The organism is Belliella alkalica, from assembly GCF_022549785.1.
GTDB classification, from domain to species: Bacteria; Bacteroidota; Bacteroidia; order Cytophagales; family Cyclobacteriaceae; genus Belliella; species Belliella alkalica.
Genome location: NZ_JAKZGO010000014.1, coordinates 1 through 13020, shown reverse-complemented (window position 1 = coordinate 13020; position 13020 = coordinate 1). Strand labels below are relative to the sequence as shown.

Genomic DNA, 13020 nt, shown 5'->3' with positions numbered 1-13020 from the left:
AGCAAACCCAATTATAAATACAAGTCAAACTATACTTATTCTAAGGCAAGGTTTCATCTATCTAAGGGATTTTTCACCTAAGGACAATTTAGAACAAAATTTCCCCCCAATGGAATGATATTTGTTATTTTAGATAGAAAAGTGAAAAAATATGATTTTATAAAATTAAATTTTGAAAAATATAAATTCATTTTATTCATTATCAATCTTCTCATCAAACCACAAAAACATGCACTCTCTAAAGCTTCTCATCAAATATGGTGGGAATGCCATGATCAATCAGGAACTCAAACAACAAATTGCTCAAGCACTTTTCCTTCTCAAAAAGGCCGGACACCAAATCACCTTAGTCCATGGAGGTGGACCATTTATAAACAATGCACTGGAAAAGGCACAGATAGCCTCCGAGTTTATTGAAGGTCAACGCCAAACTAGTCCTGAGGCTCTTGAAGAAATCCAAAAAACTCTTATTGGGGAAGTCAATTCAGACTTAACTCACCTTTTTTCACAGCACCAACTTTCAGCAGTAGGCCTATCTGGTCTTGATTGTGAAATGGTGCGGGTAGAAAAGAAAAAACTCCAAAAAACTACCGAAAACGGAATGATCGACGAAATTGATCTCGGTAGGGTCGGACAAGTTAAGTCAGTTGATACCTCACTAATCAATACACTTTTAAATCAAAATTTCACTCCAGTCATCGCTTGTCTCGGTGCAGACGAAGAGGGTTTAGTGTATAATATCAACGCAGATGATTTTGCCGGAGAAATCGGCGCAGCCCTTAATGTTGATTACTATGTCTCCCTGACGGATGTGGATGGCCTATATGGAAATTATTCCGACCCTGCATCTTTGATTTCAAATATTTCTTTGGAAGACCTTCCTAAGTATTATGGATCAATTATCAAAGGCGGCATGATTCCAAAAATCCAATCTTGTGAACTCGCCTTGAAAAAAGGGGTAAAAAATGCCTTGATTCTCAATGGCACCAAACCCAAGCAACTATTGGATTTTTTCGAAAACAAACTTAAACCAGGAACAACTATTTCACATAAATAAATGGAAAATAAAGACTTACATCTTATTGACAAACAATACTATCTACCAACTTTCAACAGAATCCCTATCACTTTTGTGAGGGGAAAGGGAAGCAGGTTATGGGACATTGAAAACAAAGAGTATATCGATATGCTTGCAGGAATCGCTGTGACAAATGTTGGACACTGTCATCCGAAAGTTGTAAAAGCAATTCAGGATCAAGCAGCGGAATTAATGCACATCAGTAATTTTTTCGTCAGCCCAATTCAAGTGGCCTTGTCGGAGTTGCTTGTCAAAATATCCGGCTTAGACAGGGTGTTTTTTACCAATAGTGGGGCAGAATCTGTAGAAGGAGCAATAAAGATCGCAAGAAGATATGCCCACAGCATAGGAAGAGGAGGAAAAATCATCTCTATGAAAAACTCCTTTCATGGCAGAACACTCGCCACAATCGCTACAGGGCAACCGAAATACCAAGAAGGTTTCGGCCCTATTCCACATGGCTTCTCACAAGTACTCTTCAATGATCTGGATGCAATCAAAGCAGAGATTTCTGATGAAGTTGCGGGAATCATCGTCGAACCAATACAAGGTGAAGGAGGGATTAGACTTGCTGACAAGACCTATTTGGAAGGCTTGAGGAAGATTTGTGACGAACACAACATCGCTTTGATATTTGACGAGATCCAATCTGGAATCGGAAGAACTGGCAATTGGTTTGCCAAAGATCATTACGAAGTACAGCCTGACATTCTGACTTCTGCCAAAGGGCTTGGAGGCGGAATGCCTATTGGAGCTTTCCTTTGCAATGAGAAAATCGCCGGAGCTATTCAATTCGGTGATCATGGAACTACTTTTGGAGGCAATCCTTTGGCCGCATCCGCTTCTATGGCTACACTAAAAGTTATTGTAGAAGAAAACCTTACCAAAGCTGCAAAAGAGAAAGGCGAATGGCTTATGGACAAACTTAAGCATCTGAAGGAAAAATATAATACTATCAATGAAGTCCGTGGAATGGGCCTTATGATAGGGATAGAACTAAATGAACCCGCTCTCCCATTCATGCAGCTTCTGCTCAAAGAAGGTTTTGTAGCCAATGCGACAGCTGTAAATGTTCTGCGCTTGGTTCCTGCATTGAATATTAGCCAAGAAGAACTAGAATCTTTCCTCCTTGCTTTGGAAAAGGTATTCATTATCAAAAAAGAAATGACAAATGCATAATAAGAAATATAGAATTGGAATAATTGGAGCAACAGGATTTACCGGATCTGAATTGGCCCGATTACTCTGTCAGCACCCTGAGATTACGATCAAGCATATCACTTCAGAAACCCATAAAGGAAAGTTGTTTTCTGACCTGCACCCGCAGTTTCTTGGTATTTTGGATCAGCAATTGGAGAGTGCTGATGTTATAGAAAATTCAGAAGTGGATGTGCTATTTTTAGCGCTCCCACATGGTGTTTCAATGGATTTTGTGAAAAAATGGGAACATAAAAATTGCAAAATCATTGATTTATCTGGTGATTTCAGACTTTCCACTCCTGCAGTGTACAAATCTTGGTATCAGAAAGACCATGTATTTACAAAGGGTTTTGAAAATGCAGTCTATGGACAACCGGAGCTGTTTGCAGATCAGATCAAAAATAGCACGCTAGTCGCCAACCCTGGCTGCTACCCAACAGCTTCTATCTTGAGTCTTGCCCCTCTTTTTCAAAGCGGACTGATCGTGGAAGATTCTGTGATCATTGATGCCAAGTCAGGCTTGACTGGAGCTGGTGTGAAAGCAAGCGATACCACACATTTCTCCAATGTAAATGAAAACTTCAAAGCTTACGGGCTTGGAGTACATAGACATACTGTGGAAATCGAGGAGCAATTTTCCATCCTCGGCAAACAAAACATCCAAGTCCAGTTCACTCCCCATTTATTGCCAGTAGATAGAGGGATTTTGGTGACAGCTTATGCTAAGACCAACAAAAAACTTGATCAAGAAAGCATCACCAAAATCTATCAAGATTGCTATAAAGAAAAGCCTTTTGTACGCTTGCGCAAAATGGCACCTGGAATCAAAGATGTCCGAGGAAGCCACTATTGTGATATTTTCCCATTTTGGGATGAACGTACGCAGAGGGTGATAGTCGTTTCGGCAATAGACAATTTACTGAAAGGTGCTGCAAGTCAAGCTGTGCACAATATGAATCTCATGCTAGGATTCGAAGAAAAAACAGGTTTGGAACAAATACCACTAAGACCTTAATAAAAAGTTATGATTAAGAATATTACAAATGTAAGAGGAATCAAATGCTGGGGTGCACACACTGGTGTGAAATCCATGCGAAGAGATTTGGCAATTATTTATTCTGAGGTTCCTGCTGCGGCGGCTGCGGTATTTACCCAAAATAAAGTGAGAGCAGAACCGGTAGAGATCAGTGAAAAAAACCTGATCAATAAACAAGCTCAAGTAATCGTATGTAATGCAGGAAATGCCAATGCATGTACTGGAGAACAAGGCCGATTGGGAGCTGAAGCTATGATGAAAGTCACTGCAGAACTACTAAATATACCAGAGGATGATGTGATCATTGCCTCCACAGGATTGATCGGAGAACCATTCCCGACCGAAGATGTGGTGGAAGGAATCAGGAATAATATCCACAAGCTCAGTGATGAACCCAAAGCAGGTTCATTTGTAGCAAATGCAATCCTTACTACAGACACTTTTGCAAAAGAGGGTTTTGTTGAGTTTGAGCATGACGGAAAAGAAATCAATATGGGAGGAGTAGCCAAAGGCTCTGGCATGATCCATCCAAATATGGCTACCATGTTGAATTTCATAGTAACTGATCTTAAAATTGAAAAAAATCTCCTAGATCAAGCTTTGCGATATTGTGTAGATAGAACCTTCAATATGATCACTGTCGATGGTGATACCTCCACAAATGACATGGTAGCAATCATGGCAAATGGCATGGCAGAAAACAAGATAATCTCTACAGAAACCGATCCTGGCTATGTTATTTTTCGGGAAAAATTACTGGAATTGATGACGCATCTAGCCAAATTGATCGTCTCAGATGGTGAAGGTGCTTCAAAATTCATCGAGTATAAAGTGACCAAAGCCAGAACAGAAGAGACAGCCAGAAAACTAGTAAGAGCAATTTCCGATTCTACCTTGGTGAAAACAGCCATGTTCGGAAGAGACCCTAACTGGGGAAGGATTATCGCTGCTTGCGGCAATGCAGGAATAAATTTCAATTACAAAAAAGTAAATCTGTTTATCGGCGATTCAGAGCATTTGATCCAAGTTTTGGAAAAAGGACAGCCCCTTCCTATAGATAAAAACTACATAAAAAAGCTACTAAGGGAATCTCAGATCAGAATCCATCTAGAAGTCAACAATGGAAGAGAAGAAGGCATGGGCTGGGGTTCTGACCTCACTACAGACTATGTCCTTTTCAATTCTGTATATACGACTTGATCAAACACTGGTACTATGTCAATCTAGAATTTACATATAAGTTATGTCTGGATTCTCAGCAAGTATCTGGACGGAATGTTCAATATTAAGCGTTAAAACGTTAAGCGTGCTTCACGTTTAACGTTTTAACGCTTTAAAAAGCACTAGACTATCCAATCAAGGTAATTATCCTGATGGATCACCTGAAAATCCGCATTTGGATACGCTTTGGCCCATGCTGCTGGCGGTTTTACTTTTTTGCTTAGCTTATACTTAAACTCAAAACCACGAAGCAGATCACCGTCTTCTTCTACCCAATCAAGCTCTTGCTGATCATAAGTTCTCCAAAAGTAATTGTTGTAGTGAAGCTGATGATAGCTTTGGTATTTGAGCCTTTCAGAAGCCAAATAGTTTTCCCACAACTCACCTACATCCATCCTCATATCCAATTTATGGAAGTTTTGGATGATTGCATTTCTGATTCCGTTATCGTAAAAATACCACCTACTGCTTTTGGAAACTTCCTTGCGAAGATTTTTGCTGAAACCGCCTACTTTATACACTACAAAAACCTTTGACAAAAGATCCAAGTAGCGCTCTACCGTATTCTTTGACATTCCCAATTGTCGCCCAATCTCATCCAGAGAAACTTCCTTACCTACTTGGAAAGCTATCAACTTCAACAATGAAAAAAGCTTATCAGAATTCCTCAAACCGTCATAGATTAAAATATCCTTCAGCAAATAATCATTCATGACTTCATTGAGATATGCTATTTTATCTTTCCAGTCAGGATATTGCTCTATTTCCGGATAAGACCCAAATATCAATCTTTCTTCCCTTTTGGCTACTGTTGAGCGAAAATCTTCCTGCTTTCCGATTTCCATTTGTGCCAAAGGGTAAAGGTAAAGTGTACTTTTCCTGCCAACCAATGGTTCTCCAACTTGATGATAGAGATCAAAAGCAGAAGATCCAGAAGCTACCACTTTGATTCCATCAAAGGCATCGACAATCAACTTTAAGATCATTCCAATATCAGGAATGTGCTGTGCTTCGTCAATTATCAAATATTCTTTTCCATCCAAAAGCCGCTGGTAATTGGGTACAGACCTTTCTTTCAACAATGCCACATCCAAGACATCATCCCCGTTCAGGACAAGACATTTTTCTTTTGGTAGAGAATCCAAAAAGCTTTTGATAAACACAGTCTTTCCCACCCTTCTTGGACCTATTAGTAATACGACCTTATTGGGTCGAAGCTTTTTTTGAAACAATGACAATATCGCTCTCGGATAATTCATTCAATAGGCTGTTTATCAACACAAAGTAAGTTCAATTTTGAAAATTTAGCAAGCATATTGACTGAATTTAGATTAATTACGTCAATATAATGACTGTATTTATATTAATTGAGTCAGTTAAATGACTGTATTTAGATTAATTGAGTCAATTATATCTTTAGGAGTATAAACATGCGATTACAAAATTTTCTTCAAACTCAAACTTTTAAAAGGATATAAAGTTAAATATACATGATCGAACACTTTTTCTTTTGCCCATATTGCGCAGCAGAGATATCCATGTTGCTGGATCAATCTGTTACAAAGCAACAATATATTGAAGATTGTGAGGTTTGTTGCAACCCAATAAATGTGGATTTTGTGGTAGAAGAAGGTGAACTAGTTTATTTTGAAGCCAATTCAATAGAACAATAATGTTATTTCACGACCAAGAATCCCTTTCAGAAATATTTCATACCGTCAGGCATGAATTGCACAGAGGTGTTTTGGATAGCAAGCATCCCTTTAGATATGTTTCATTAGCGACTCAGACCGACGAAGACCTAGATTTGAGATGTGTGGTATTGAGAGAAATAGATGATGATCTGAATTTTTATATATTCAGTGATGCTAGGACTAGAAAAGTGTTGCATGCTGACACAAATCCAAAAGTTGCATTGCTAATGTACCACCCTTCAAAACGAGTTCAGGTTAGGATCAAAGGATTGGCGACAATTCACAGAAAAGATGAATTGAGCAGTAAGATGTGGTCAAAAGTCCAAGGTGAGGCAAAAAAAGCGTACAACCCCCAAATTGCACCTGGAAGCAGAATAGCAAATCCAGAAGCCGCCCATCAATGGCCAGAAACAATGGATGACGAAAATTTTACCGTCATCAAGATCTCCCCATACTACATAGATGCCCTGCAACTCAATGCACAGGAGCACCTACGTGTAGAATTTTCCAAATCAGAAGGAGAGTGGGACATGAATTGGATAGCTCCGTAAAAATTTGTCTAGAAAATATATACAAAATACATTATCGACTAAAAACAAAAAAATCAAACCCTCTAAAAACAATAGGATTAAGCCCTCAGTTATAGAATCCAAAAGGATTTCGTAAGAAGCCACTGACCTCTTCGAGTGCTCATTTAGTTTAGGAGAAGGTGAAATATCAAAGTCGACTAGATAAAAAGACAACTAAACTTGAAAAATACCCTACCACAACAATCCCATCTACTTGGGGACTAAAATGAGTAGAAGGCTAAAACCTATATTCAAAAACCCATTAATCAGAATTGATTGAGGAGTTTTATATTCTTTTACAAGGATAGTTGATACAGATAAAATACAAATAAGTTCTTGACTACTATTGTTGATCTAATATATATTAAGTTTCACCTTTTCCAACAATTCACTAGATCTAGCAAGATCAACCCCAGAAAACACCTCCTAGTAGGTGTTTTTTTTTGAAATTATTTGACTAATATTAGAAAACTAAAATATATAATATGAAACTAATATTTACTCCCCCCCCCATTATGAACTTGGTAGGCTTGTAGTCAAGGGTCACTTACTTTTGTTGTTTGTACTCGTATTTGCGGGCTGTGTGCAAGAGGAAGATGTAGTGAAACAACCACAGCAGAAGCTCTCTCAAAAGGAACTCCTAGCCAAAGCCAAAGATTATTATGACCTGAACAGTACTTTTGGAAAGCCTGAAAGCAAAACTGGCAGAGTCAGCAATTATGGCGATTACTTTCCTGTATGGGAAAAGTCAAAATTGGTAGAAAAAAAAGCCACATTTCTTGTAGCTCCATATCACAGGCGGATGAATAGGGAATATGGAGATCAGAATTATATTCGTAGATTGGTATTCGAGTATGGTACAGAAGGTGAATTACTCAGAGCTGGAGTCATAGAACTTATCTCTGGCACACTTTCCCTAAGACAACTTGCCGAAAGACATGAAGCCGTCATAGATCAATACCTCATAGGAAACCCCTCTGAAGGAATCGGCATAATCTGGTCCGATATCAACATGAATAAATTGGAAGCAATGGCAGAAATTGGTTATGAAGTAGGTATTAGCTCAGATAGCAATGCTTCCGCTCGATTAGCAGATGCGAATTGTACTTATTATTTCTATGTATTGATTGATCAGGCTACGGGCATGATCATTTCCGCTACTTTTCTTTACAAAGAGTGTCCACCACCAAACTTCTCAGACATCATCCCATGTGACAATGGTGGTTTGAGATTATCTTGGGATCCAGATAACGAAGGTGATTATCTTCTCTGTCCTGATCTGGATGGTGGCATAGGTGGAGAAATCCCAACCCTTGAAGATTGTGAGTTTCTGCAAATGATGGGGTATGATTTGGAGTGTGTTCTTGAGGAACAAATCGACATGGATAACTTAACAGACTGCCACAAAAATATCATTAGAGACCTAATAGGCTCAACTCAGCAGGAATTCAAAAGAATTTTTGAAAAATTCAATGGAAATCAACCTGTACCAGCTAACTACAATGTGAAATTTCAGTATGGCAATTGTCCACAGGGAGCTACCGCTTGTACGACTAAAAATTTGGACAACGGATGGGCTACTATCACCATCAGCCAATCCGTGAACCAAAATGCCACTGATCTATCATTTGCTAGGACTGTTCTTCACGAGAAGTTACATTCATATTTGTTTTTTGAACAGAACTACCCGTCAAATTGCGATCTTAACTGCCTACTTACCAGTTATATAGCCGAATATGGCCCAGACCCCAATGATGTTCATCATAACCTGTATGTCGAAACAAAGTTCCTGAACGATATTGCGACTGAGCTAAGAAACTACGCTGCAGGTGTGGGATATAACGTAAATGCTCTGGGGGATCAATACTTCAAGGATATGGCATGGGGTGGTCTCCACGAAACGAACCTGTTTAAAGCAAAACCAATGTCTGAGCAAAATAGAATCAATGCCAGAGTAAAAGCTGAATTAACGGGAGGATCTCAAACCTATGGGAGTAGTAGTGCATCGCCAATGGGTATTACAGCATGCGATTGAATTTGTGTTTTATGAAAAGATTTATATTCATGGTATTTCCTCTGTTCTTAATGCTTTCATGCACTGACAGGGAATCGAAGGAGATCAGACTCCTAATGAAGTCCTTGATAAGGGATGAAGTGCGATACAGTGTTGAAACAATACTTGTCTCAAATCGAACCGTGACTGACTGGGTTAAGAGAGCGGGTATGGATACTTGCATTATCGAGGATTTGATAACAAACAACAAATTGGGATTGCTTAAGTCTGAAAGTTTCAATCCAGACTTTTTGAACGAAATAAATTACGAGAAGTTATGCAGGGAAAGCGTAGCCGATTTCCGTTTTAGCCAGAAGCATTTTCCCGAAAATGTATCGGTCGTCCCCTATGAATATATCCAGATGCTTCTTAAAGAGTTTAAAGTTGACGGGCAGACACCAGAGATTGGAAGAACGGATTGGTATAGCTTGTCAAAACCCGTGTTCTTTCAGGGCTACAAGTATGCGTTTGTATATTGCGAAAGGTTTACCATCTCTGCTCCAATGATCGATGGTGGGACAACACTTTTGTTTTTTGAAAAATGCGATGATGGAGAATGGAAGTGGATTTTATCAAAGATGTTAACAATGACATAGACCAAGATGGGCTAATAACGATCATAAAGCTATTGTGACAAAAGTGTGCTGGCAGATTGCACCGTCTATTGACAAATTGCTGATATAGCCGGTGCATTACCTAGCTTGGTACAGAAATTCCCAATAGATGGACTAGATAGCGATCAGTTTTTCAAGGATATGGCATGGGGAGGGTTATCTCAAACGGACGTATTCAACAGTTTATCTGCGTCAGATAAAACTAGAATAATTAATAGGCTAAATGCAGAGAATACTTGAGAACCAAAAGGAAATGTTGCACCACAAGGAATTAAAGCTTGCAATAATTAAACTATTATGAAAACACTTTCTGTGGTGTTTATACTTGTTATGACTGTTTCCTGTGGAATGGACAGACAGCGGGATTGGGAAATGGATCTGATTGAGGCGGTATTGGAAACTGCATCTAGAGGGAAACCAATTCATCTGCTTGATGAATCAGATCCCAATTGGTGTAGGACTATGGATGAGTATATTTGTACGCTAGATCACCTGGTGGCTTATCAAATGCATGGTAACCCAAGGTATAAGTCTCCAGAACTCAGAGATATTTTCAAACCTGATGAATTCGATTTTATCACTAATCAGTTCAAAAGGCGTATTAGCTTTATAGATTTGAATTTCACAAGTGATATCCAGCTAGTAAGTCAAAAAGAATTGGACAACAAGAGTGAATTTGAAAAATCCTTTTTCCCTTATTTCTCAGTGTCGGCTCCAGCATTTTCGGAAAATAAGGAATATGCGCTTATCTATGTTTCCGAGTTCTGCGGAATTGAATGTGGGGGTGGAGATTTGATGATCTACAAGAGGGAGAAGGGAAAATGGGAAAGAATTCTGATAGTGGGCATTTGGTTATCCTGAAAACTGATAGGAATGTAGTTGAAGCCCTCAGGCTCCTTTTGTTGAAACAAAATTCCTCAACGATATCGCTACCGAACTGAGAAACTATGCTATAGGTGTGGGGTATAATGTAAATTCCTTGGGAGATCAATTTTTCAAGGATATGGCTTGGGGTGGCTTGACTCAAACAGAGGTTTTTCTAAACGGGAAAAGTCAGGTTGACAAGAATAGAATTATTGAAGTAAATTGGGTAGAAAATACGCTAAGCAATCAATATAGTGTTTCACCAAAAGGAACAAAAGCATGCGATTAATTGGTCTAATTTGGATGGCCCTGTTGGCGACAGCCTGTCACCAAGAAGGGAATTTAAAAAGAAGTCATGAAATGATTTCGGTTGTCGCAGAAAATGAAAAAGCCATACATTTCGAAGTCGTCTTATTAGCAAAACAGACGGACACTTTATGGGTTGGTTTTTGGGAGAATAGTCTTAAGGGTGACTGGATTGATAGAAATGGAAAGACAATAAAAATAACGGAAGTATTTAAAGGGGTTGATTTGAGCTATTTACGGGATCAGTACAAGACACCTTTTCTCATAGATAAATCTTTACTTTCGGGAAATATTGAAATAACAAATCCTGCAGTAGACTTTATAGATCAGATAGATTACCAATACTACAAAATTTCCACACCGGCTTTTACAAGAGACAATATATATTGTTTGATCTATTGGGAAGATGTATGCCATATGGATTGTGGAGGTGGGGGATTCTTTGTTTACAGGAAAAATGAAAATGGAAAATGGGAGAGATTTCTAACAAAACATCTATGGATGTCATAAATCTAAAATTATGGTAAATTAATAAGGTACAAGAGATTCTATTTATCAAAAAAATATATGATTTAAAATTGAATAAATAGTATATATACAAAACTACCTTCATGTTTATGACCTGAAGGTGGTTTTATTTTTATATCAATTTTCCAATAGTCAAGCTATTATAACCCCTTATTAGAACTACAGTTATTTTTTTGAATTCTTCAACTCTGTTACTTCTAAGCGGATTTCCTGAGCAGTTTTTTTCAGGTTATTCATACTATTTCTCACGCAAGTTCCAGCAGCTTTATTACCGTTTTCATAAAACTTGGAAAAGTCTTCCTCCATTTCGGAAATCATGTTTTTGATAGATTCAAATCTGTTCATTGTGTTAAGACTTAAACTAAAAACACCTTAAACTGGGTGGTTTTTAGTTTAAAATGATTTTTTAACATTGAAAAACTAAAATATAATAATATGAAACTAAAATTCACCCCTCCCAATTTTTATCTCGGACTTCCTTATGGGCAGTCCTAATCGGTGCTCTGATATTCATCGTAGCATGTCAAGAGGATGCTGATCAGCTACCTGTTCAGATGCATTCTGAAAGAGAATTTCTTTCAAAGGCTCAGGACTATTTTGACCTGAACAGTACTTTTGGAAAGTCTGAAAGTGCCTCTGCTAGAACTATTAATTATGGAGACTACTTCCCTGTGTGGAGAAAGGCTAAGCGAGTAAGAAAAGAAAGAGATTTTCTGATTGTTCCTTTTCATAGGAGAATAAACAGAGAATACGAAGATCAAAATTATATCCGTAGATTAGTATTTGAATATGATACAGAAGGTGAATTAACAAGAGCTGGGGTAATAGAACTTATCTCTGGCACACTTTCCCTAAGACAACTTGCCGAAAGACATGAAACCATCATAGAACAATACCTCAAAGGAAACCCTTCAGAAGGCGTTAGGATAGTTTGGTCAGATGTCAATATGAATGAGCTAGAGGGAATAGATTTAACAGGAAGAGGAGTAACTATTCAGGAGCAGAGCGAAGGGATAGGTTCTAGGATTTTAGATGATGGATGTGTCTATTATTTTTATATCCTACGGGATAAAGCTACCAATAACATCATTTCAGCAACATATCTTTACAAACAATGCCCTCCTACCTATGGGGATAATGATCCTTGTGCAGGGATTGAGGAGGTGACCCAGGAGATATGGGTGATTATCTTCCTTGCCCAGATTTTGATGATGGTATTGAAGGACCAGAACCAACTTCTGCCGATTGTGCATTATTACAAATAATGGGATATGATGTGGAATGTGTTCATTATGAAGATCCTGCAGATTTTTGTGAGCAAATACAACAACTTATCGCAGATAATGACTTCAAAATGAAAATGGGCGATTTGAAAAGTGCAGCCAATAATTTTAATTATGAAATTGGCTACAAAATGAACAGATACGAAGATGGGACTTTTGGATATGAATATGTTCAAGGTCTTCCAAATTCAGGCTCACTTGACGGATTAACAGTCAATTCCCCAATTGATGGATTAATCCATAGTCATAACCTAGGAACTGATATGCTTTCTATCTTTTCTTTATCTGATATTTTTGCTTTAGGAGCAATGGTTCAAGAGAATCTGATTAACAATATTGAAAATTTCGTTTTTGGCGTAGTCACTTTTGGAGGAACTTATCAATTGAGCATTAATAACCTAAATGATTTTATGAATTATTTTTCAACTAACCAGATAGACCCTTTTAGTGAAGGAGATTTGATTTTACATGATTTTGGATACGGGCTTTACGTAAATCCCTCAAATATTTTTTCACAAAATGAAATAGGCTTATTAAATTTTATTGAAAGTAATAATCTTGGAATTAGTTTATT

15 protein-coding genes are annotated in these 13020 nt (G+C 38.0%); 13 read left to right on the top strand and 2 right to left on the bottom strand.

Annotation, left to right across the window (positions count from 1 at the left end):
- Window positions 1-229 precede the first annotated feature (229 nt).
- From argB to argJ, 4 genes are read left to right on the top strand one after another with little or no spacing between them, the layout of a single operon-like run.
- Window positions 230-1057, top strand: coding sequence for an acetylglutamate kinase (gene argB / locus MM213_RS15175; RefSeq protein ID WP_241413620.1), 828 nt, complete (start codon window positions 230-232; stop codon window positions 1055-1057).
- The gene (locus tag MM213_RS15170; protein ID WP_241413619.1) at window positions 1058-2257 is read left to right on the top strand and encodes an aspartate aminotransferase family protein; all 1200 of its coding nucleotides are present in this window, start codon (window positions 1058-1060) and stop codon (window positions 2255-2257) included.
- Window positions 2250-3293: an N-acetyl-gamma-glutamyl-phosphate reductase gene (argC, locus tag MM213_RS15165; protein ID WP_241413617.1), complete on the top strand. Its 1044-nt coding sequence runs from the start codon at window positions 2250-2252 to the stop codon at window positions 3291-3293. The genes MM213_RS15170 and argC overlap by 8 nt, the downstream gene beginning before the upstream one ends.
- A gap of 9 nt (window positions 3294-3302) precedes the next feature.
- Window positions 3303-4514, top strand: coding sequence for a bifunctional glutamate N-acetyltransferase/amino-acid acetyltransferase ArgJ (gene argJ / locus MM213_RS15160; RefSeq protein ID WP_241413616.1), 1212 nt, complete (start codon window positions 3303-3305; stop codon window positions 4512-4514).
- A 143-nt stretch (window positions 4515-4657) separates the two neighbouring features.
- Here argJ and MM213_RS15155 read toward each other — a convergent pair whose 3' ends face one another.
- Window positions 4658-5794 carry an ATP-binding protein gene (locus tag MM213_RS15155; RefSeq protein ID WP_241413615.1) on the bottom strand — a complete coding sequence of 379 codons (1137 nt, stop codon included), beginning with the start codon at window positions 5792-5794 and terminating at the stop codon, window positions 4658-4660.
- Window positions 5795-6025: 231 nt separating this feature from the next.
- Here MM213_RS15155 and MM213_RS15150 point away from each other — a divergent pair, with 231 nt between their 5' ends.
- From MM213_RS15150 to MM213_RS15120, 7 genes are all read left to right on the top strand, one after another.
- Window positions 6026-6208 (top strand): zinc ribbon domain-containing protein, encoded by a 183-nt coding sequence (locus MM213_RS15150; RefSeq protein ID WP_241413614.1) that lies wholly within the window; start codon window positions 6026-6028, stop codon window positions 6206-6208.
- On the top strand, window positions 6208-6780 hold the full coding sequence (locus tag MM213_RS15145) for a pyridoxamine 5'-phosphate oxidase family protein (protein ID WP_241413613.1): 573 nt from the start codon (window positions 6208-6210) through the stop codon (window positions 6778-6780). Before MM213_RS15150 ends, MM213_RS15145 begins: the two co-directional genes overlap by 1 nt.
- A 574-nt stretch (window positions 6781-7354) precedes the next feature.
- A complete protein-coding gene (locus tag MM213_RS15140; RefSeq protein ID WP_241413612.1) occupies window positions 7355-8833 on the top strand; it encodes a hypothetical protein in 1479 nt (492 codons plus the stop codon).
- Between the two features lie 11 nt (window positions 8834-8844).
- Window positions 8845-9447 (top strand): hypothetical protein, encoded by a 603-nt coding sequence (locus tag MM213_RS15135; protein ID WP_241413611.1) that lies wholly within the window; start codon window positions 8845-8847, stop codon window positions 9445-9447.
- Window positions 9448-9762: 315 nt separating this feature from the next.
- The gene (locus MM213_RS15130; RefSeq protein ID WP_241413610.1) at window positions 9763-10326 is read left to right on the top strand and encodes a hypothetical protein; all 564 of its coding nucleotides are present in this window, start codon (window positions 9763-9765) and stop codon (window positions 10324-10326) included.
- 97 nt (window positions 10327-10423) lie between these two features.
- Entirely contained in the window at window positions 10424-10618 is a 195-nt protein-coding gene (locus MM213_RS15125) for a hypothetical protein (RefSeq protein WP_241413609.1), read from the top strand.
- A complete protein-coding gene (locus MM213_RS15120) occupies window positions 10609-11145 on the top strand; it encodes a hypothetical protein (protein ID WP_241413607.1) in 537 nt (178 codons plus the stop codon). The genes MM213_RS15125 and MM213_RS15120 overlap by 10 nt, the downstream gene beginning before the upstream one ends.
- A gap of 183 nt (window positions 11146-11328) precedes the next feature.
- Here the strand turns inward: MM213_RS15120 and MM213_RS15115 are convergent, their stop codons facing one another.
- The gene (locus tag MM213_RS15115; RefSeq protein ID WP_241413605.1) at window positions 11329-11508 is read right to left on the bottom strand and encodes a BF3379 family histone-like protein; all 180 of its coding nucleotides are present in this window, start codon (window positions 11506-11508) and stop codon (window positions 11329-11331) included.
- Window positions 11509-11717: 209 nt separating this feature from the next.
- On the opposite strand from MM213_RS15115, the gene MM213_RS15110 reads away from it, so the two are divergent.
- Both MM213_RS15110 and MM213_RS15105 read left to right on the top strand, forming a co-directional pair.
- A complete protein-coding gene (locus MM213_RS15110) occupies window positions 11718-12428 on the top strand; it encodes a hypothetical protein (RefSeq protein WP_241413604.1) in 711 nt (236 codons plus the stop codon).
- Window positions 12428-13020 (top strand): hypothetical protein (locus MM213_RS15105; protein ID WP_241413603.1); only part of this gene is annotated, 593 nt, incomplete at its 3' end. The genes MM213_RS15110 and MM213_RS15105, both read left to right, overlap by 1 nt.

Bases quoted from the DNA above. Each gene is read 5' to 3' on its own strand.
- MM213_RS15155 (WP_241413615.1), bottom strand. From the start codon at position 5,794: ATGAATTATCCGAGAGCGATATTGTCATTGTTTCAAAAAAAGCTTCGA.
- argC (WP_241413617.1), top strand. From the start codon at position 2,250: ATGCATAATAAGAAATATAGAATTGGAATAATTGGAGCAACAGGATTT.
- argJ (WP_241413616.1), top strand. From the start codon at position 3,303: ATGATTAAGAATATTACAAATGTAAGAGGAATCAAATGCTGGGGTGCA.
- argB (WP_241413620.1), top strand. From the start codon at position 230: ATGCACTCTCTAAAGCTTCTCATCAAATATGGTGGGAATGCCATGATC.
- MM213_RS15110 (WP_241413604.1), top strand. From the start codon at position 11,718: ATGCATTCTGAAAGAGAATTTCTTTCAAAGGCTCAGGACTATTTTGAC.
- MM213_RS15135 (WP_241413611.1), top strand. From the start codon at position 8,845: ATGAAAAGATTTATATTCATGGTATTTCCTCTGTTCTTAATGCTTTCA.
- MM213_RS15115 (WP_241413605.1), bottom strand. From the start codon at position 11,508: ATGAACAGATTTGAATCTATCAAAAACATGATTTCCGAAATGGAGGAA.
- MM213_RS15145 (WP_241413613.1), top strand. From the start codon at position 6,208: ATGTTATTTCACGACCAAGAATCCCTTTCAGAAATATTTCATACCGTC.
- MM213_RS15120 (WP_241413607.1), top strand. From the start codon at position 10,609: ATGCGATTAATTGGTCTAATTTGGATGGCCCTGTTGGCGACAGCCTGT.
- MM213_RS15170 (WP_241413619.1), top strand. From the start codon at position 1,058: ATGGAAAATAAAGACTTACATCTTATTGACAAACAATACTATCTACCA.
- MM213_RS15150 (WP_241413614.1), top strand. From the start codon at position 6,026: ATGATCGAACACTTTTTCTTTTGCCCATATTGCGCAGCAGAGATATCC.
- MM213_RS15130 (WP_241413610.1), top strand. From the start codon at position 9,763: ATGAAAACACTTTCTGTGGTGTTTATACTTGTTATGACTGTTTCCTGT.